The following is an 18,868-nucleotide window of genomic DNA, read 5'->3' on the forward strand; positions in this document are numbered from 1 at the left end:
GGAAGTTCGGAGCGGCGGGCAGTAAAGCGTGCCCGCTAAACCGATGCCTTCGCGAGAAGCTTCGCGGCAACGAGCTCCGCGATCTGCACCGCATTGAGAGCGGCACCCTTGCGGAGGTTGTCATTGCTGATGAACAGCGCGAGGCCGCGACCGTTCGGCACGCCCTCATCCGTGCGGATGCGACCCACAAAGCTGGGGTCGGCGCCGGCAGCGTCGAGAGGCGTCGGGATGTCGCTCAGGCTGACACCCGGAGCATCCGCCAGCAATTCCTTCGCCCGCTCGGGGCTCAAGGGCTTAGCGAATTCGGCGTTGATCGACAACGAATGACCGGTGAAGACTGGGACGCGAACGCACGTGCCACTGACCAGCAGGCCGGGCAGTTCGAGAATCTTGCGGCTCTCGTTGCGCAGCTTCTTCTCTTCGTCGGTCTCGTTGAGTCCATCATCGACAATGTTGCCCGCAAACGGAACAACGTTGAACGCAATGTTCTTGGGGAACTTGTTCGGGGCCGGCATCGTGACGGCCGCGCCATCTTCCACGAGTCCCATCGTGTTTTGGGCGACCGCAGCAGCAGCCTGCTCGAGTAGCTCTTCGCCACCGGCAAGGCCTGCGCCAGACACAGCCTGGTAAGTGCTCACGATCAAGCGCTCAAGACCGGCTTCGGCATCCAGAACCTTCAACACCGGCATCGCTGCCATCGTGGTGCAGTTCGGGTTCGCAATGATGCCCTTGACGGCCTGGTCAATCGCGTGCGGGTTGACCTCGCTGACGACCAGCGGAACCTCAGGGTCCATGCGCCAGCCCGACGAGTTGTCGATCACAGTAACGCCAGCCGCTGCAAAACGCGGAGCCTGCGCCAGCGACGTCGTGGCACCAGCCGAGAAAATGGCAACGTCAAGGCCCGTGGGATCAGCAACAGAAGCATCTTCAACGGTGATTTGCTCGCCCTTGAACGGCAACGTCGTTCCGGCACTGCGAGCGGACGCGAAGTAGCGAATCTCCGCTATCGGAAAATCACGCTCTTCCAACAGACGACGCACAACAGCGCCAACCTGACCCGTTGCACCAACAACACCAATACGGATGCCTGCGTTACTCATGAGTACCTCTACCTACAGTTTGTATTCGCCACACTAGCGCCGAACAATTAACGATTGAGACCGCGAAGAGCGGTTAGCGACCCGTGCCCGCATGAACAACAGCCTCTTCGTCACCATCGAGACCGAACGCGGTGTGCACAACACGCACCGCCTGGGCGACCGTATCCGCGCGCGTCACTACAGAAATGCGAATCTCGCTCGTGGAGATCATTTCCATGTTGATGCCCGCCTCGAACAGAGCCGTGAACAGTCGAGCCGACACTCCAGCGTTGGTGCGCATGCCGCCGCCGACCACGGAGAGCTTTCCGATCTGGTCATCGTGCTGCAGCGACTCGAAGCCAACCTCTTCTTGATTGAAGGTCAACGCGCGGAGCACATCTTCGGCATCCGACTTCTTCAGAGTGAAGGAGATGTCGGTGCGACCCGTGGCTGCCTCAGAAACGTTCTGAACGATCATGTCGATGTTGGCATTAGCGGTGGCCACAATCGTGAAGATCTGTGCGGCCTTTCCTGGAACGTCAGGAACTCCTACCACCGTGATCTTCGCTTCGCTCAGATCGGAGGCAACACCTGTGATGATTGCTTCTTCCACGCTCTCTCCATCCTTCGGATTGACTACCAACGTGCCAGTCTTGTTATTGAACGACGACCGCACGTGAATCGTTACCCCGTGTCGGCGCGCATATTCCACTGCGCGCACGTCGAGAACCTTGGCCCCTGCCGCAGCAAGCTCCAACATCTCTTCGCTCGTGACGACATCGACCTTGCCCGCGGACTTCACGATGCGGGGATCAGCCGTAAAAATGCCATCAACGTCGGTATAAATTTCACAGGTCTCGGCGCCGAGGGCGGCGGCGAGGGCTACCGCAGTGGTGTCCGAGCCACCGCGACCGAGAGTCGTAATGTCTCCGGTACCGCGGTTGAATCCTTGGAAGCCTGCGACGATCGCGATCGCACCGTCATCGAGGGCTTCTTTGACGCGGCGAGGAGAAACCTCCACGATGCGCGCGGCACCGTGTTGAGCATCCGTGACCATTCCGGCCTGGCTACCGGTGTAGCTGCGGGCATCGACGCCCAAACTCTTGATGGCCATCGCAAGCAGCGCCATCGAAATTCGTTCGCCTGCGGTGAGCAGCATGTCGAGCTCACGGCCGGTCGGCACTGGCACGACTTGTGCGGCGAGGTCGAAGAGTTCGTCGGTGGTGTCACCCATGGCTGAGACGACGACAACAACGTCGTTTCCGGCCTTGCGGGTCTCGACAATGCGCTTGGCGACGCGCTTGATACTCTCAGCGTCGGCAACGGACGAGCCACCGAACTTCTGAACGATGAGGCTCATTGTTCTCCTGAAGCGTGGTTGATCGGGCAGCTGGTGCCCAAAATGCGAGTCTAACGGTGCCAGCACCATCCGCCGCAGTTCATTACGGGAGCGCTAGTTGTCGATCGTTCGACGACCTTCAAATGCACGGCCGAGGGTTACCTCGTCGGCATATTCCAAATCTCCGCCAACCGGAAGCCCGGATGCGAGGCGCGAAATACGAAGGTTGGGTTGAACGAGAAGCCGCGTGAGATAGGTAGCGGTTGCTTCACCTTCGAGATTGGGGTCGGTCGCGATGATGACTTCTGTGACGACGCCGTCAGCTAACCGGCCCAACAGCTGCTTGATGCGCAACTGGTCGGGACCAATTCCATCGATGGGGCTGATAGCTCCACCGAGTACATGATACAGCCCGTGGAATTCGCGAGTGCGCTCGATAGCGACGACGTCTTTCGCCTCTTCGACCACACAAATCGTGGCCGGCGAGCGCCGAGCATCCCGACAAATTGAACACGTGTCGTGCTCGGTGACGTTGCCGCAAATGGCGCAAAAATGCACTTTGTCGCGGATGTCGTTGAGCAGTTCTGCAAGCCGACGAACATCAAAACTTTCGGTCTGCAAAATGTGGAACGCGATGCGCTGAGCAGACTTGGGCCCGATGCCGGGAAGCCGACCGAGCTCGTCGATCAGTTCTTGAACAATTCCGTCGTACACGGGTTACTCGTCTCTCGGCTGCGGCACCACACGAGGCGCCACTTGCTCTTCTTCGATAAAGGTTGCGTTCAGCAGTTCGCGCACAACGGATTCGCCATAACGCGAACGATCCATTTGCGCTGCCGTTGCCGACATCGCTGCTTTCGCCATTGATTCTGGCGGGGCTGGGGGTGCAGCAGCTGCCGCTTCTGCCAGCCGGTCGGCCGTCGGCTTCTTCGCCGCTTGCTGGGCCTGCTGCGCTTGCGCGTTAGCAGTGCGTTGTGCTGCAGCGCCACCGCGTGCTGCAGAAGGATCGCCTTCAGGTTCTGGCTCGGACTCAGGGATAGCCGCTACAGCCCATCCCCCGGGTTCACGATCTTCGGCCGGCGCAGGTTCCTCAGGCTCGGGGCCCTCATCAACGGCGGGCACGGTGCGCTGCGGCGAGCGCGGCTGAGCCGTAGGTTCCGGCGACATCTCGGGCGCGGGCATCCGCGATTCTTGCTGCGGTGCTGCCGCGGCGGGACGACCTGCGGGCGGCGCTGACGGCGCACCCTCAACCTTGGCGATGAACGCGGGCTCGAAACCGAGCACGTGCACCACGGCCTTCTTGAGATAGTCGCCGACTCCTTCGCCAGGAGCACTGCGCTGCTTGAGAGCATCGACGTCACGTTGGCTGGGGAACGAGAGCACCAAAATCTTGTCATCGCGCAGCTCGAGAGGCTTCGCAGTGAATACCACCATCCAGGCGGTGCGCTTGAGATTTTCGACAACATCGAGAATCTCGGGCCAGGCGTCTCTCACCTGCTGAATCGACACGGGCGTCGTGCGCGGTGCAGCGGGGGCGGAGAGACCCGTGTTGGATGCTGCGGGCGCGGGCGGCGAGGAAGCGGCTGCGGGCGCAGCTGCTGGTGCCACCGATGTCGCGGCAGGTGTCTCAGGTGCCGACGCGCGTGGAGCCTCCGCACCGGGACGTTCAGCCGGTGCAGCCGCAGAGGCAGGGGCCGCAGCGCGCGACGGTGCCGCGCTCGCAGCGGGAGCAGCCGCGATGGGTGCGTCACCCTCTATGCCAATACGACGCTCGAGGCGCTCGACCCGGGCCAGAGCACCACGTTGCGTGTTATCGCTTGCGGGAACCAAAATGCGCGCGATCATGAGCTCGAGATGAAGCCGCGGTGAGGTTGCACCGGTCATTTCAGAAAGAGCCGCGTTGATCACATCGGCTGCACGCGATAGCTCAGCAGCGCCGAGCGTATGGGCTTGCTGCGCCATGCGCTCAAGCTGATCTTGCGGGATGCCACGCAGCACGGAGGCCGCGTTGTCTGCAGTTGCCGCAACAACGATGAGGTCGCGCATCCGCTCTAGAAGGTCTTCGACGAAACGACGCGGATCTTGACCGGTCTGGATGACGCGGTCGACCGACGAGAACGCAGCGGCAGCGTCGCCAGTGCCGAGAGCATCAATCACTTCGTCGAGTAGCTCAGCGTGGGTGTACCCCAGCAACGCAACGGCGCGTTCGTAACCGACCGTGGCGGTGTCGGAACCAGCGATGAGTTGGTCGAGCAGCGAGAGAGTGTCGCGCACCGAACCGCCACCGGCACGAACAACGAGCGGAAGCACTCCTGGCTCGACCTCGACGTTCTCGCTTTCACACAACTGCTGAACGTAGTCGAGCATCTGGGCAGGCGGAACCAAACGGAAGGGGTAGTGGTGGGTGCGCGAACGAATCGTGCCAATCACCTTGTCGGGCTCGGTAGTCGCGAAGATGAACTTCACGTGCTCCGGCGGCTCTTCAACAATCTTGAGCATCGCGTTGAAGCCCTGAGGCGTCACCATGTGCGCCTCGTCGAGAATGAAAATCTTGAAACGGTCGCGGGCCGGGGCAAACACGGCGCGCTCGCGCAAGTCACGGGCATCCTCAACACCGTTGTGGCTTGCCGCGTCAATCTCGACAACATCGAGCGAACCGCCACCATCACGTGACAGCTCTACACACGACGCACACACACCACAGGGAGTGTCGGTCGGGCCCTCGGCACAGTTGAGGCAGCGCGCCAAAATACGGGCGGATGTCGTCTTGCCACAGCCACGCGGACCACTGAACAGATACGCGTGATTGACCCGATCGGTGCGCAACGCTGTGCGCAGCGGATCGGTCACTTGAGATTGGCCGATGAGTTCAGCAAAAGTCTCGGGCCGGTATCGGCGATATAGGGCAGCAACCACGCCCCTAGCGTAGTCGTGCCCGCTGACGATCCCAACGCGCGCTGAGCGAACACGCGCAGCTCATGCTCTTCTCAACGTGTTTCGAAATCGACCAAACTACCCGGCCGCCGGTTCCGAATCATCTCTGGTCGGCTGGTTACCGACCACAGCCACACCTGATCCGTGGCATGCGTTACCCGAATAGACGTGCAGGGCTCACCCGGGGGGTGGGAAAACCCTGCACGCACTTAGCTCTCGAGGCGAGTGAACGGGCGGCAGCGCTCCAGTGCGCTGCTGCCCCTATTCACGCGCGATGGCGCCCGGTGGGGCGTCGAGAAATCATGAGTAGTCCGCCGGCACCGATGAGGGCGACAGCGAGCCAAGCAACTAGGTAGCCGGACGAACCGGTGAAGGCGAGGCCGTCATCCGCGGCCGCCAGCGTCGTGAGTTCGAAGGTGAAGCCAGGAGTGCTGACCTCCAGCGCACCCGACGCGACCATCGCGGGAACCCACATCGCTTCGTGTTCCGGAGTGATCACGGTGGCGACTGTGTCACTCAGAACGGTGAAGTTGGAGCCCCACACAGCACCGAAGCGTGCACCGGTGGCGGCCGAGAATCCAGCTCCACGAAGCGTCACCAGAGTGCCGCCATCGTCGGGACCGACCAGCGGCGTCATCGACAGGACCACGGGGGCAACGACGTAGGTGAAGTCGCCGCCATCAGCATCGCCAATCGGATGCTGCACTACGACAGCCGCTGCGCCTTCAGAACCTGCAGGTGTGGTCACCGTGATTTCGGTATCGCTCACGACCGTGAACGACGTTCCGTCATCCCCATCAAAGGTCACTCCCGTTGCGCCGGTGAAGCCGGTGCCCGTGATCGTGACTTCTGTTCCGCCCGCCAGCGGGCCCTCATCGGGAGCGATCGAGGACACTGTCGGTGCGGCTTGATAGCTGAAAGTTCCCGGCGACGAATCGGATGGCGTGTTCTGCACGATGACGTCAACAACGCCAATAACGTGTGCCGGGGTAGAAACGGTGATCTCGGTGTCGCTCACCACAGTGAACGACGTTCCGTCATCCCCGTCAAAAGTGACGCCCGTTGCCCCGGTGAATCCCGTGCCGGTGATAGTCACGGCAGTGCCGCCCGCGACCGGGCCGATGTTCGGCGACAACGAGAAGATGATGGGCGCAGCGGTATAGGTGAAGTCACCCGCAGCAGCATTCCCAATCGGATGCTGCACGACAACCGCAATGGTTTCTGCAGCGTGCGCGGGGCTCGAGACGGTGATCTCGGTGTCGCTCACCACAGTGAACGACGTTCCGGCAGCCCCGTCGAAGGTAACCCCCGTGGAGCCCGTGAAACCGGTACCCGTAATCGTCACTTCAGTGCCGCCCGCGAGTGGGCCTTCGTTCGGCGTCAAGCCTGAGACCGTCGGTGCTCCGCGGTACGTGAAGGTTTCGGGAGCAGAGTCGCCGGTTGCTCGTTCGATAATCAGGTCGACAGCGCCTAGGGCATGCGCCGGGCTCGTCACCGTGATCTGAGTGTCGCTATCGACGGTGAATGACGTGCCGCCAGTCCCATCGAACGTGACGCCCGTGGCATCCGTGAATTCAGAGCCAGTGATGGTCACCACCGTGCCGCCCGCGATCGGGCCGAAGTTTGGTGTCAGGGATGAGACGAGAGGTACCGGCGTGTAGGTGAACTCGGCAGTATCCGAAGCACCCGCCGGATGTTGGATGATGACGTCTACGGTGCCCGCAGCATGCGCGGGACTCGTCACAGTGATCTCGGTGTCGCTCACGACGACGAAATCTGTGGCAGCAACGCCATCGAAAGTGACGCCGGTTGAGCCACCGAAGTCGGTACCGGTGATGGCGACCGCTGTGCCGCCGGTAGCCGGTCCGCTCGTCGGGTCAACATCGGCAATAGTCGGGCTAACCCCGACACTGTTGGGGCCGACGGCCGAGCGTGCGACATCCAGTTGGAGAAGCTCAGTTACCGGTCCCTGTGCGAGCAGGCCTACGCGAAGGGCAGTTTCTACGAACTCTTGGGCTGGTGCAACACCGAGCAGCTGCTGGTTGTTGACGGTGAGCGCGAGAACCGTGTCAAGAGCTTCGAGCACCGGGTTCAGGAGCGTCACTACTGGTGTGATGACACCGGTCTGGAGTCCATCAATGAACACCTTGAGTGCGGTGGTACTTGGATCCAGGAGGTCCGAAGCCAGCGGTGCGATGGCTGCGCCGACGATCGCGGTCGTGAGCGCGGAGATGTTTACGAGACTAGAGAGCGCTGAAATCCCGATAGTCGCCGTGGACGTGGCAATTTCGCCGAGGGTGCCATCAACGGTGACCTCGACAATCGATACAACACCAAGGACAGCTCCAAGGTCGAGACCCAACTCGACGGTGATGCTCACTTCGGCGGCCGTGAGCGCCGCCGTGACGGCATCTTCGACATTGTCAGCAAATTGCCCGACCAATGTTGTTACCGACGCTGTAATTGCAGCGAGCTCGGTGGACGTAAGAACAGAGGTGTCCACCGGCAGTCCTGACAGCGAACCGCCTTTGAGCTCCGCCAAGTCGACGATGATCTCACCCGTGCCGAAGTCGATTGTGACGGCGTCGGAGGTGAGCGGTGTGTACACGGGAGCCAGCGCAGCCGGCAGGTCGAGCGTCACACTTGCTGAGGTATCCCCCACAGAGAGCACGCCCAAGCTGCTGAGGGTGCTGAGAGCGATGCCGGAGACACCGCTCACTAGCGAGCCGCTGGGCCCAGCAACAGCATCAACAGCGCCGGACAGCGTCGAGGCCAGGCCGTTTACTGTGGCGCTCACTCCAGCAACAGTGTCGCTGGTGAGTCGAAGTTCGGCGCCCACGATCTCGTAGGAGCCTGCCGGTGCAGCGGGAGCTGCGACAGATGCCCGAGAGCTGGCTGCTCCAACCTCGAGGGAGAGCGCGGTCAACTCGCTCGCAAGATCGGTTCCCAAAGCCTCGGCGAGCCCTAAGGAAAGAGACGACGGTTGGTCTGTCAGATCGAAAAGGGAAGCCCCGATGTCTCCCGAGACATCAGCCAATCCTGTTGCAGCGATTGAGCTACCGTCATCCGCGGCGTGAGCAAACGTGCCGAGAACCCCAGCATCGGTGAGGGCGATAGGCACACCGATTCCGCCAGCGGTGGCGGTGACCGCCGCGAGCACGCCGACTCCGGAGGTGTCTGTCTGTAGAGCTTGGGTTCCGTCGTTGCTCGCGGCTGATGCTCCGAGCAGAGCAACCTGCGCGGGGAGGAGTCCCGCAAGAAGCGTGCCAGACAAGAAAGTCGCATCCGCGGTGGAGTCATCACCCGCGACCGCGTGCGCCGGAGCGCCAGCAGAGAAGACAGAGAGCGTGACAAGCCCCGCCACCGCGGCCGTCGAAACGGCCAAGCGAACTGCCCGAGCAAGCTCCTGATTGGTCTTGTCCGTACGTAAAATTGGTTCCCCGAAAACCACAATATCCCCCTGGTCACGAGGCCAGTGCGCTTGGTATGCACAGTCTCAACTCGAGCAGTGGTTAGTCACTCGCAGGGTGGTTGGCCCAGCGTTGAGATGGTCCGAATCCGACCTCGAAACCATAATAAAAGCTCAGAGAGTGTCACCACAAGGGTCCATAAAGGGGGACAAACAAGTGGTCTATCGGGTTACAGCCTCAACCGACTTTCGTGCTACCGACGAGCGTCACGAGCATCTCTCGGAGGTCAGGGATTTGAGTCATGGTCCACTGCCGTGAGAGATGGTTGTAGTCGCGGTAGACGGGGACATCTCCGTCCATTACCTTGCACACTTCCTCGTCGCACAGTGTGTCATTAGTCGTGTAGAACACCGCAAGATCATGACCCTCGATGGCTTCCTTCGCCACCGCCTGGAGTACTGCCGTCATTTCCAGAGCCTCGTCTCTGGGCGAGGCACAGCCCTCAGCGTCCCCACCTGAGCGCACTAGGCAGGTACTGGGATCGTAGCCAACGCGCGGGTTGTCTTGAATCACGCCCACCCGAGCACCCAGTGTTTCAAAAAGAATGATCGTGTTGTCGTAGGAAGCGCGCCATAGGTCGAGTTGTTCGGACAATACAAGGGCTCCACCATCGGGTTCGACGATTCGGCCGTCGTAGGCCTCAGCTTGGGAGATGAGAACTGCATCAGGTTCGATTTCCTCGATGATGTTTTCGGTGTCTTGGACGAAACCTTGGCACCCTTCAGTGAACTCCCCCTTCGAGCTCAAAGTATCCACGCCAATCGCCGCACAGGCAGTGAGCCAACGAACAACTAGTCGAATATTTTCCTGTTTCGCCGCCTCGGCTAAGGCATCTTTCCATTGCCCCGCATGAGAATCGCCCACCAGCACAACGGTCACCGGGCTATCCACGTCGCCCATCTCACAGAGATTGACGCCGCTGACGACAGTGGTTTCTCGGTCGCACTCCGGTGCAGGTTTATCAGCCCGAGCTTGTTCGATCAGCCGGTATTCCTGAACCGCAAGATTTCCCTGCACCACGGCTCCACCAGCCAAAAGTAGCCCGACGACGGTGACGGCTGCTGCAGAGATGAAGGTGCGCCGAAGAGAACGGACAAGTGCCGGGTTGAAACGAATAGGGTTCTCGACCAAGTAGTAGGTGATGGCAGCAGCCACGAAGGACGCAGCGGCAGCTCCTACGGTGACTCGAAGGCGTTCTGACTCAAACGCCACCCCTGCCAGCACTATGAATGGCCAGTGCCAGAGGTACCACGAGTACGACAAGTTTCCGACCCATTGCATAGGTGCGATCGCGAGCACACGCGCCGGCAAGGCAGGGACCTCGTCATCTGCGCGACGACCGCCGAGAATGATCAGCATCGTCGCCGCGACGGGAAGAAGCGCTGCGAACCCGGGGAACGGCGTAGTTTCAGGGAGCAAAACGACGGTCGCCAGTAAGACGGCTGCACCGATAACGGTCATCAGCGAGCGGAGCAGTTTCGCACCGAGATAGCGGCCGGGAAGCAGAGCAAGAAGGCCTGCCGCTGCGAATTCCCACGCCCGTGCGGGCAGTAGATAGAAAGCAGCCGATGGTGCCGTCTGAGTCCAGATGAGGGCGAGCAGGAACGAGAGCAGAATCGTGGCGGAGAAAGCGATAAACAGGACTCGGCGGATCGCGACCCCCCGACGATGGGCGATAACGGCAGCAGCAATGACCACTAGCGGCCAGAGAACATAGAACTGTTCCTCGACACCAAGAGACCACGTGTGAAGGAAGGGGCTCGGATCGCCGAGGTCTACCGTGAAATAGTCCGTCGCTTGCTGAGAGAACAGAAAATTGGAGACGTACAGCAGGGTACTTGCGGCGGCGCGACCCAGATCGGCCCATTGAAGTGGCGAAAGGAGCCAGGCCGCTAGCGGTAGCGTCACAAGCACCATGAGCACGGACGCAGGCACAAGCCTTCGGACACGCTTGGCCCAGAACTGCCCGATGTTGATCCGACCGGTAGCTTCAACTTCGCGCAGCAAGTTCGTGGTGATCAAGAATCCGGATATCACGTAGAAAACGTCGACACCGATGAAACCGCCACCGAAGCCGGGGAAACCCGCATGGAACGCTACAACGGGAACGATTGCCAGAACTCTGAGGCCGTTGATATCTCCGCGGAACCATGAAGCAAGACGCGTTGGCGCCTTACTATTCTGAACTTTCGACACGGCTCCCCTGACCTGACCGGAGTGCCCGGACCGACGGCAGACTATCAGTTGGAAAATATACAGCGAGACCGAGCAATGCTCTCCAAGCCTCTGCCGACGCCGCGCTACAGCGCTATAGCGCTACCGCCTCAACCGATTCCCGTGCTATTTGCAGTTCTTCGTTCGTCGGAATGACGAGAACCTTCACGCGCGAATCGGATGCCGAGATGACGCGCTCGCCACGATTGGCTGCGGCGTTAGCAGCGATATCCATCTCGATCCCAAACGATTCGAGACCCTCGACCGTCGCGAGGCGCGTGTTGGCGTTGTTCTCGCCGACGCCCGCGGTGAACACGACGGCGTCTGCTCCGCCAAGGGCCACGAGGTACGCCCCCAAGTAGTGACGCAACCGGTGGTAGTAAACACCGAGCGCTGCCTGCGCCTGCTCATCGCCAGCATCCGCCTTCGATTGCACATCGCGCATGTCTCCGGTGCCGGTCATGCCGAGCAATCCACTCTCACGGTTGAGCAAGTGGTCTAGTCCTGGGAGGTCCATTCCGGCCCGGCCGAGATGAAAAAGTGCCCCAGGATCGATGTTGCCCGAGCGGGTGCCCATCACGAGCCCCTCGAGCGGAGTCATGCCCATTGAGGTGTCGACGCTGCGACCACCATCGATCGCGCACACGGATGCTCCATTGCCCAGGTGAAACACGATCAGTTTGAGATCGGCGAGATCTTTGCCCAGCACCGCAGCGGTCCGCTCCGAAACGTACCGATACGAGGTGCCATGAAAACCGTAGCGACGGATGCCGTGCACTCGGGCCAGTTCCGTATTGATCGCGTACGTGTAGGCGTGCGGTGGCAGCGTGCCATGGAATGCGGTGTCAAAAATCGCCACATGAGGCACGGTCGAGAACGTCGCTCGCGCTGCGCGAATGCCCTTCAGATTGGCGGGGTTGTGCAATGGCGCCAGCACTGAAATCTCTTCAAGTCGGTCCTCGACCTCATCGGTGATCACGGTCGCCTGTGTGAACTCGGCTCCCCCGTGAACAACGCGGTGGCCAACGACGGCCGGATGCTCGTCCCCGAGCTCCGCAAGGATCTGCCGCATTCCGTCGTCGTGGTCCGCTGCGCCTCCGCCGGGTTCCCCGATGCGTTCCACGATGCCGCCGCTATAGACGGAACCGGACTCGGCATCGAGCAGTTCCCACTTGATCGACGATGAACCGGAGTTCACCACGAAGACGGTTGTCATTCTTTCTCCTTGGCAGCGGCATCATCGGCGATGCCCTGTAGCGCGGAGGCCTCGGCGGCGACCGATTGAGCCTGAATCGCGGTGATCGCGACGGTGTTCACAATGTCTTGCACGAGCGCGCCCCGCGAGAGATCGTTGATCGGTTTGCGGAGGCCTTGAAGGACAGGCCCAATGGCCACTGCTCCGGCGCTGCGCTGCACGGCTTTGTAGGTGTTGTTGCCCGTATTCAGATCGGGGAATATGAACACGGTCGCGCGGCCGGCAACTTCTGAGTCGGGCATTTTAGATTTTCCGACGGCGGCATCCACGGCAGCGTCGTATTGAATAGGGCCGTCGACGGCAAGATCAGGGCGTCGTTCGACCACGAGCGCGGTAGCGGCCCGAACCTTGTCGACGTCCGCACCGCTGCCTGAGGAGCCGGTGGAATACGACAGCATGGCAATGCGCTGCTCGATGCCGAACTGGGCAGCAGTCGCGGCAGAAGAGATAGCGATGTCAGCGAGTTGAGCGGAATCTGGGTCGGGGTTCACAGCGCAGTCACCATAAACGAGCACGCGGTCTTCAAGACACATCAAGAACACGCTCGACACGATCGACACGTCTGGCTTCGTTTTGATGATTTCGAAACTGGGGCGGATGGTGTGAGCCGTGGTGTGCGCGGCGCCCGAGACCATGCCGTCGGCCAGCCCCAAGTGCACCATCATGGTGCCGAAATACGAGACGTCGGTCACGGTGTCGCGCGCGACCTCCATCGTCATTCCCTTGTGGGCGCGCAGCTTCACATACTCCGTCGCGAATCGGGTGCGCAGTTCTTCATCAAAGGGGCTCAGGATGCTCGCGGCCGAGATATCGAGACCGAGTTCAGCCGCGCGGCCACGCACCTCGCCCTCGTCACCCAGGATCGTGAGCTTGGCGACACCACGGCGCAATAGGGTGCTCGACGCCCGCAAAATGCGGTCATCACTGCCCTCCGGCAACACGATGTGCTGCGGGATGCTGCGAGCGCGATCGAGCAGACCGTACTCGAACATGAGCGGCGTGACGACGGTGGGCGGATGCAGGTCGAGTCGACGCAGCAGCTCTGCGGCATCCACGTGCTGTTCGAACAGGGCAAGCGCCGTGTCGAACTTGCGGGGAGACTCGGCAGCCAAGCGACCGCGCGTCTTGGTAATAATGCGCGCGGTGTCATAGGTGCCGAACGAGGTGCGAATCACCGGCAACGACACATCGAGACCATCCATGAGGCGCTCGATCTGGGGCAGCAGATCAAAACCACCGTTCAGGATGATGCCCGCAAGCGAAGGGAACGTCTCCGACGCGTGTGCCATCAGCGTCGCCAGCAACACATCCGACCGGTCGCCAGCAACCACCACGACCGAGCCCTCGATGAGACGCAGCAGCACGTTCTCCATCGTCATACCGGCCACGACCACGCCGAGCGCTTCACGCTGCAACAGATCATCGTCGCCGCGCAGCAACTCACCATCAACGGCAGTGAGCAGAGAGGCAAGGCTGGGCGCGATAAGGAAGGGATCTTCGGGGATAGCCCACACCGGAGTATCGTCGCCGACCGCCGCGCTGACTCCGGCGATGATGTCGGTCATGAAGTCGGGGTCAGACCTATTGACGACCACACCGACCAACCGGGCGTGGGCGGCATCCAATTCTTGATGCGCTATCGAATAAACCTGCGCCATGTCGGCGGGGCTGCGGCTCTCGCCGTCCTCAGACTGACCACCCAATACAAGGAGCACCGGAGCACCGAGGTTTGCGGCGACGCGGGCGTTGTACGACAACTCGGTAGGGCTGCCCACATCCGTGTAATCAGAACCGACAATCACGACAACGTCGCACTGGGCCTCGACTGCCTTAAACCGTTCGATGATGCGGCTGAGTGCCAGCTCGGGATCAGCGTGCACGTCGTCGTAGCCCACGCCGACAGCCTCGTCGTAGCTGAGATTGACGGCTTCATGACCGAGCAACATCTCTAAGACGTAGTCCCGCTCATCGCTGGTGCGAGCGACGGGCCGAAACACCCCCAGACTCTTGGCTTCGCGACTGAGCGTGTCGAGTAGACCGAGGGCGATGGTGGACTTGCCAGCGTGGCCTTCGATGGAGGTGATGTAGATATTCCGCGTCACCTCTCCAGCCTACGCCGGAAGATACGCCCCAGAAGGAGATGCCGGGCGCTTAACAGAAAAGACCCCTCGCGCACCCGCCAGAGCCCGGTTACCCTTGCTACGTTTCCGTCCTGGGGGAATTGGCCTGGATGGCGCCACGCGAGGAGCCGCCCTCAGTCTACCCAAAATTATTGACCCTTGCGCGCCCACGGCACTGCCCTAATCCAGAGTGTTTGGGACGCCGATTACCACTGGGCCGCCCACCCCGTTATGATCACTTGAGGCTGTTTGCGCTAACGCGCGTTCAACCTGTCAGGAGAATTCGCCTAGTGGCCTATGGCGCACGCTTGGAAAGCGTGTTGGGTGCAAGCCCTCGGGGGTTCGAATCCCCCATTCTCCGCACTTACCCCATTGTGATCGCCCACGCGAAAAAACGAAGGGAACGCCGTTGTCGACTAGGTCAGTGAGCCTCAAACCTCGCCGTGACGATCCTCGTCGTCGGCTAGGGCAACCCCGTTCGCTTTTGTGGCGCGGGTTTCAGGCTTGGCTCATTTTCACGATTATCGTGTTCGGCGCGCTGTATACCCTCACGATTCCGGATGGGCCGTGGCTAGCGGTCGTGATAACTCACGTGGTCGCTATCGCTGCTGCCATAGCCGCGTCTGTTTCCTACTTTCGCAGTGCCATCTGGATCGGTGCAAACTCCCCCCTCGTCACCGAGCGCGGTTTTTTCTTCGGGCGACTGACGCACTTCGACAAGTCAGACGCCACCTTGATCGTGCGGTCAACCGTCTTCACGAGCGATGGCTTGGAATCGCGGGCCGAACTCTCCGTGATGGGTCACAACGACCGTCGCCTGTTGCGCATGCGCGGGCAGTATTGGGCTCCCGAGGATTTCGAATTCGTCGCGTCTCACTTCAATGTGCCCGTCGAAACAATCCCCGGCACCGTTTCACACGGCGAAATTCGGCGCGATTACCCCGAAACCCTGTATACCTACGAGCGGTACCCCCTCCTCGTGGTCGCTATTGCGATTGGCACCACGGCCGCGGTTGCCGGTGTCTTTGCCGCAGCGCTCACAGTCATCAAGGCCCTCGCTCGCTAGCGACGGCCGTAGCTCCCCTTAACGCACAAATGCCGCAGTGCCGATGCCCTCTAGAAGGGGCACCAGCACCGCGGCATTCGCGGCGAGGAGATCTGAGCTAGCTCTTGACCGAGCCGCTCATCAGACCACCGATGAAGTACTTGCCAAGCACGATGTACACGACCAGAGTGGGTAGCGATGCAAGCAGCGCACCCGCCATCGCAGCACCGTAGTTCGCCAGTTGAGCTCCCTGCGCCAGGTTGTTGAGCGCGAGCGATACGGGCCCTTCATTCTGGTTCGACAGGAACAGCGCAAACAGGAAGTCGTTCCACGCTGAGGTGAACTGCCAGATGATCGTGACAACAAAGCCGGGAAGCGACAGTGGCAAGACGATGCTGCGGAACGTGCGCAGCATCCCCGAACCGTCCATGCGGGCAGCCTCCATGAGCTCATGAGGGATACCGGCGTAGTAGTTGCGGAAGATCAACGTACAGATCGGCAAACCATAAATCACGTGCACCACAAGCAGGGTGGAGACATCGCTCGGCAAGCCGAGGCTGGTCTTCATCTGCACGAGCGGCGTCATGATCGCCTGGTACGGAATGAACATTCCGAACAGGATGAACGTGAAGACGACGTCGGCGTACGGGAAGCGCCAGCGGGCAAGAACGAAGCCGTTCATTGCTCCGAGGAACGACGCGATCAGTGCGGCAGGGATCGCCAGCAAGAACGTGCGACCGATGGATGCCGACAGCGCGTTCCACGCGAGTGCCCAGTTGTCGAAGCCGGTTGGTCCACCCTCGAAAGCAGGCTCCCACGGCCAACGAACCGGCAGCCCCCACGAGGTGGCGGGGTTGACGTCCTGCGGCGGCTTGAGGCTCGTGACGATCAATACGTACACGGGCATCAACACAATGACCAGGAAGAACACCAGCAGTACATACTTCGCGGTGCGGCTCAGTCCAGCCCGCGCACGAATCGCCGAACTCTGCGGCATGTGCGACTCAGTGGTGGGTTCGCTTGGCTTCTTGTCGAGTCCAGTTGCGACACTCATCCTTGCCTCTTCTCTGCGCGAGCGGTGTAGATCAGGTACGGGACGATTACGACGGCAACGAAGAGCAACAGGATCGTCGCGATAGTGGCCGACTTGGCGTAGTCGTTAGAGGTCAAGGCAACCCACAGGTAGGTTGCGGGAACCTCGGTCTGGTAGATCGACTTCGTGATCGCCATGATGAGGTCGAAGACCTTCAGCGACATGTGGCCCACGATGATGAGAGCCGACAGCGCGACGGGGCTGAGCTGGGGGAAGATCACGTAGCGGTAGAGCTTCCACTCGGTCGCGCCATCCATGCGGGCTGCTTCGCGCAGCTCTTCAGGGATGCCACGGAAGCCCGAAAGGAAGAGCGCCATGACGTAGCCGGCGAGCTGCCAGATGGCGGGCAACGCAATGGCCGCCATGCCCCAGGTTGGATCGTTCCACCACGAGTTCTGGAGAAAGTCGAGCCCGAGGTTCTCGAAGACCCGGTTGAGTCCGGATGCACGGTCACCCTCAGCGCTGTTGAGCAACCAGCGCCAGACGACACCGGATGCCACGAACGAGATCGCCATGGGGAACAGGAACACCGAGCGGAAAACGCCCTCTGCGGTGACGCCCTTGTCGAGCATCCACGCCCACAAGAATCCGAAGATCATGGTGCCACCGATGAAGAAGAGGGTGAAGATACCAAGGTTCTGAAGCGAGTGGATGAAGCGCTCTTCGCCAAACAGAGCGATGTAGTTATCGAGTCCAACGAACTCAGTAGCGGGAACAAGACTGTTCCGGTTGCTGAGCGACACCGAGATGTTGGCGCCGATCAAGCCATAAACAAATATCCCGAGAACGATAATCGTCGGGGATATCAAAAGGAGCGGTGGGCCCCAGTTTTTGTATCCTTTTTTCACGCGCGAGCTCCTCGGTTTGCACGGTAGTGGGTGGGAGCGTCGCCGCCCCCACCCACTATGTCTCGTAGTGCTAGTTAGCCCTGAGCCTTGTCAGCGGCGGCAACGAGTCCGGACAGAAGCGAAGCTGCGTCGCGGTCAGCGCCGAACTTGCCGATGGCCGAAGAGATGTCTCCCGACCAGGCGATGCTTGCTGCTGCACCGTGTGCGAGCGAGCTAACAACGGTGTCTTCACCGAACGACTTGATAGCCGTCTGCTGGTACGCGGGGTAGTCAGAAGCAACCGTGTCGGTACGTGCCGGGATCGAACCCTTAGCGAGGTTGAATGCCTTCTGGCCTTCAGCCGAGCTGATGGTCGTCAGCCAGTCAATGGCAGCCGCTTCGTGAGGAGCGCCTTCCGAGAGGGTGAACGAGTCAGCGAGGAAGTCGAAGACTCCATCGGTGCCGGGAGTTGCCCAGGTGGTGTACTCGTTGTCGTAGGTCCAACCGGCCTGCTGGAATGCAGACTCGGCCCAGTCACCCATGACGTTGTAGGCAGCGTTGCCATCGAGAACGATCTGCGTTGCAGCATCCCAGTCGAGGCCAGCGAAGTCGCTGTTGGTGTATTCGAGCAGGTCGCCGTAGTGACCGATTGCGGTCTCTACTCCAGCGTCGTCCCAGGCGGTGTCGCCGGTCCAGAGTCCCGAGTAGCCCTCGGCGCCAAGGTCAGCGATGAGTACGTTTTCGAAGAGCTGCATCTGAGTCCACTCGGTGCCGAGCGCGAGAGGAGTCTCGACTCCAGCGTCCTTGAGCTTCTTCAGGTCTACAAGCCACGCGTCGATGTCAGCAGGAGCAGCCTTGGGGTCGATCCCGGCATCCTCGAGCACCTGGGTGTTGGCCCAGACGACGTTGGCACGGTGGATGTTGCTGGGTACCGAGTAGATGGCACCGTCAACGGTAATGCGCTCGATCAGGCTCTCGGGGAAGACATCCGTGAGTCCGTTCTCTTGGTAGAACGAGCTGAGGTCCTGAAGCTGACCGGCGTTGATGTAGTCCGTGAGCTCTGCTCCGGCGTGGGCCTGGAACGTGTCCGGCGGGTCGTTCGACTCGAGGCGTGATGCAAGAGCTGCCTTGGCGTTGGAGCCGGCGCCGCCAGCTACAGATGCATTGATGAACTCAATGTCAGGGTTCTGCTCAGCGAATACCGTGACGAGAGCGTCAAGGCCGACCTTTTCGGATCCTGAGGCCCACCAGGTGAATACCTCAACCTGGTCAGCGTTGTCGGGGTCTGAGCTAGGGGTGCTCGAGCAGCCCGCAAGAACGAGGCCTAAGGCCACCGCCCCGGCGATAATGGAAAGTGGCTTACGCATTCTGTGTTCCTCCATTGGAATATGAGTGCTGTTCCGTTCAAGAAGTGAATCGGACGTTCACCAGTAAACTGTCTAACCGTTGGGTTTGACAAGTGAACGCAGCAAGTTTTTGCACATTCGAATGG

Annotated in this window: 12 protein-coding genes, 1 tRNA gene and 1 other RNA gene; 2 read left to right on the plus strand and 12 right to left on the minus strand. The window is 60.8% G+C overall.

The annotated features are described in order from the left end of the window. Positions 1–35: 35 nt before the first annotated feature. The 9 genes from I6E51_RS11760 to ffs form a co-directional block, all read right to left on the minus strand. Positions 36–1,100 carry an aspartate-semialdehyde dehydrogenase gene (locus I6E51_RS11760; protein WP_197110423.1) on the minus strand — a complete coding sequence of 355 codons (1,065 nt, stop codon included), beginning with the start codon at positions 1,098–1,100 and terminating at the stop codon, positions 36–38. Positions 1,101–1,173: 73 nt separating this feature from the next. After that, on the minus strand, positions 1,174–2,439 hold the full coding sequence (locus tag I6E51_RS11765; RefSeq protein ID WP_197110424.1) for an aspartate kinase: 1,266 nt from the start codon (positions 2,437–2,439) through the stop codon (positions 1,174–1,176). 93 nt (positions 2,440–2,532) lie between these two features. Beyond that, a complete protein-coding gene (recR, locus tag I6E51_RS11770) occupies positions 2,533–3,132 on the minus strand; it encodes a recombination mediator RecR (protein ID WP_197107976.1) in 600 nt (199 codons plus the stop codon). Between the two features lie 3 nt (positions 3,133–3,135). Next, positions 3,136–5,334: a DNA polymerase III subunit gamma and tau gene (locus I6E51_RS11775; RefSeq protein ID WP_197107978.1), complete on the minus strand. Its 2,199-nt coding sequence runs from the start codon at positions 5,332–5,334 to the stop codon at positions 3,136–3,138. Between the two features lie 283 nt (positions 5,335–5,617). Beyond that, positions 5,618–8,737, minus strand: coding sequence for an IPT/TIG domain-containing protein (locus I6E51_RS11780; RefSeq protein WP_197110425.1), 3,120 nt, complete (start codon positions 8,735–8,737; stop codon positions 5,618–5,620). A 262-nt stretch (positions 8,738–8,999) separates the two neighbouring features. Next, positions 9,000–11,018, minus strand: a complete 2,019-nt coding sequence (locus I6E51_RS11785) for an acyltransferase family protein (protein ID WP_197110426.1) — start codon at positions 11,016–11,018, stop codon at positions 9,000–9,002. Positions 11,019–11,130: 112 nt separating this feature from the next. Then, positions 11,131–12,252: an acetate/propionate family kinase gene (locus I6E51_RS11790; protein WP_197110427.1), complete on the minus strand. Its 1,122-nt coding sequence runs from the start codon at positions 12,250–12,252 to the stop codon at positions 11,131–11,133. Then, positions 12,249–14,393, minus strand: coding sequence for a phosphate acetyltransferase (gene pta, locus I6E51_RS11795; protein WP_197110428.1), 2,145 nt, complete (start codon positions 14,391–14,393; stop codon positions 12,249–12,251). Before pta ends, I6E51_RS11790 begins: the two co-directional genes overlap by 4 nt. Before the next feature lie 54 nt (positions 14,394–14,447). After that, positions 14,448–14,544, minus strand: an RNA gene (gene ffs / locus I6E51_RS11800) — signal recognition particle sRNA small type. A gap of 143 nt (positions 14,545–14,687) precedes the next feature. Between ffs and I6E51_RS11805 the strand changes: the two genes are divergently transcribed. Both I6E51_RS11805 and I6E51_RS11810 read left to right on the plus strand, forming a co-directional pair. Next, positions 14,688–14,772, plus strand: a tRNA-Ser gene (locus tag I6E51_RS11805). Positions 14,773–14,835: 63 nt separating this feature from the next. Then, the gene (locus tag I6E51_RS11810; protein ID WP_307783941.1) at positions 14,836–15,477 is read left to right on the plus strand and encodes a hypothetical protein; all 642 of its coding nucleotides are present in this window, start codon (positions 14,836–14,838) and stop codon (positions 15,475–15,477) included. Between the two features lie 97 nt (positions 15,478–15,574). Here I6E51_RS11810 and I6E51_RS11815 read toward each other — a convergent pair whose 3' ends face one another. From I6E51_RS11815 to I6E51_RS11825, 3 genes are all read right to left on the minus strand, one after another. Further along, positions 15,575–16,510 (minus strand): carbohydrate ABC transporter permease, encoded by a 936-nt coding sequence (locus tag I6E51_RS11815; protein WP_129073070.1) that lies wholly within the window; start codon positions 16,508–16,510, stop codon positions 15,575–15,577. Beyond that, on the minus strand, positions 16,507–17,397 hold the full coding sequence (locus tag I6E51_RS11820; RefSeq protein ID WP_129073069.1) for a carbohydrate ABC transporter permease: 891 nt from the start codon (positions 17,395–17,397) through the stop codon (positions 16,507–16,509). The genes I6E51_RS11815 and I6E51_RS11820 overlap by 4 nt, the downstream gene beginning before the upstream one ends. Positions 17,398–17,471: 74 nt before the next feature. Then, a complete protein-coding gene (locus I6E51_RS11825) occupies positions 17,472–18,743 on the minus strand; it encodes an ABC transporter substrate-binding protein (RefSeq protein WP_197110430.1) in 1,272 nt (423 codons plus the stop codon). Positions 18,744–18,868 lie beyond the last annotated feature (125 nt).

This window comes from Salinibacterium sp. NSLL17 (genome assembly GCF_015864935.1).
Classification (GTDB): domain Bacteria; phylum Actinomycetota; class Actinomycetes; order Actinomycetales; family Microbacteriaceae; genus Rhodoglobus.

Excerpts from the sequence above, each read along its gene's own strand:
- I6E51_RS11760 (WP_197110423.1), bottom strand. The coding sequence starts at position 1,100 with ATGAGTAACGCAGGCATCCGTATTGGTGTTGTTGGTGCAACGGGTCAG.
- I6E51_RS11765 (WP_197110424.1), bottom strand. The coding sequence starts at position 2,439 with ATGAGCCTCATCGTTCAGAAGTTCGGTGGCTCGTCCGTTGCCGACGCT.
- I6E51_RS11790 (WP_197110427.1), bottom strand. The coding sequence starts at position 12,252 with ATGACAACCGTCTTCGTGGTGAACTCCGGTTCATCGTCGATCAAGTGG.
- I6E51_RS11815 (WP_129073070.1), bottom strand. The coding sequence starts at position 16,510 with ATGAGTGTCGCAACTGGACTCGACAAGAAGCCAAGCGAACCCACCACT.
- I6E51_RS11825 (WP_197110430.1), bottom strand. The coding sequence starts at position 18,743 with ATGCGTAAGCCACTTTCCATTATCGCCGGGGCGGTGGCCTTAGGCCTC.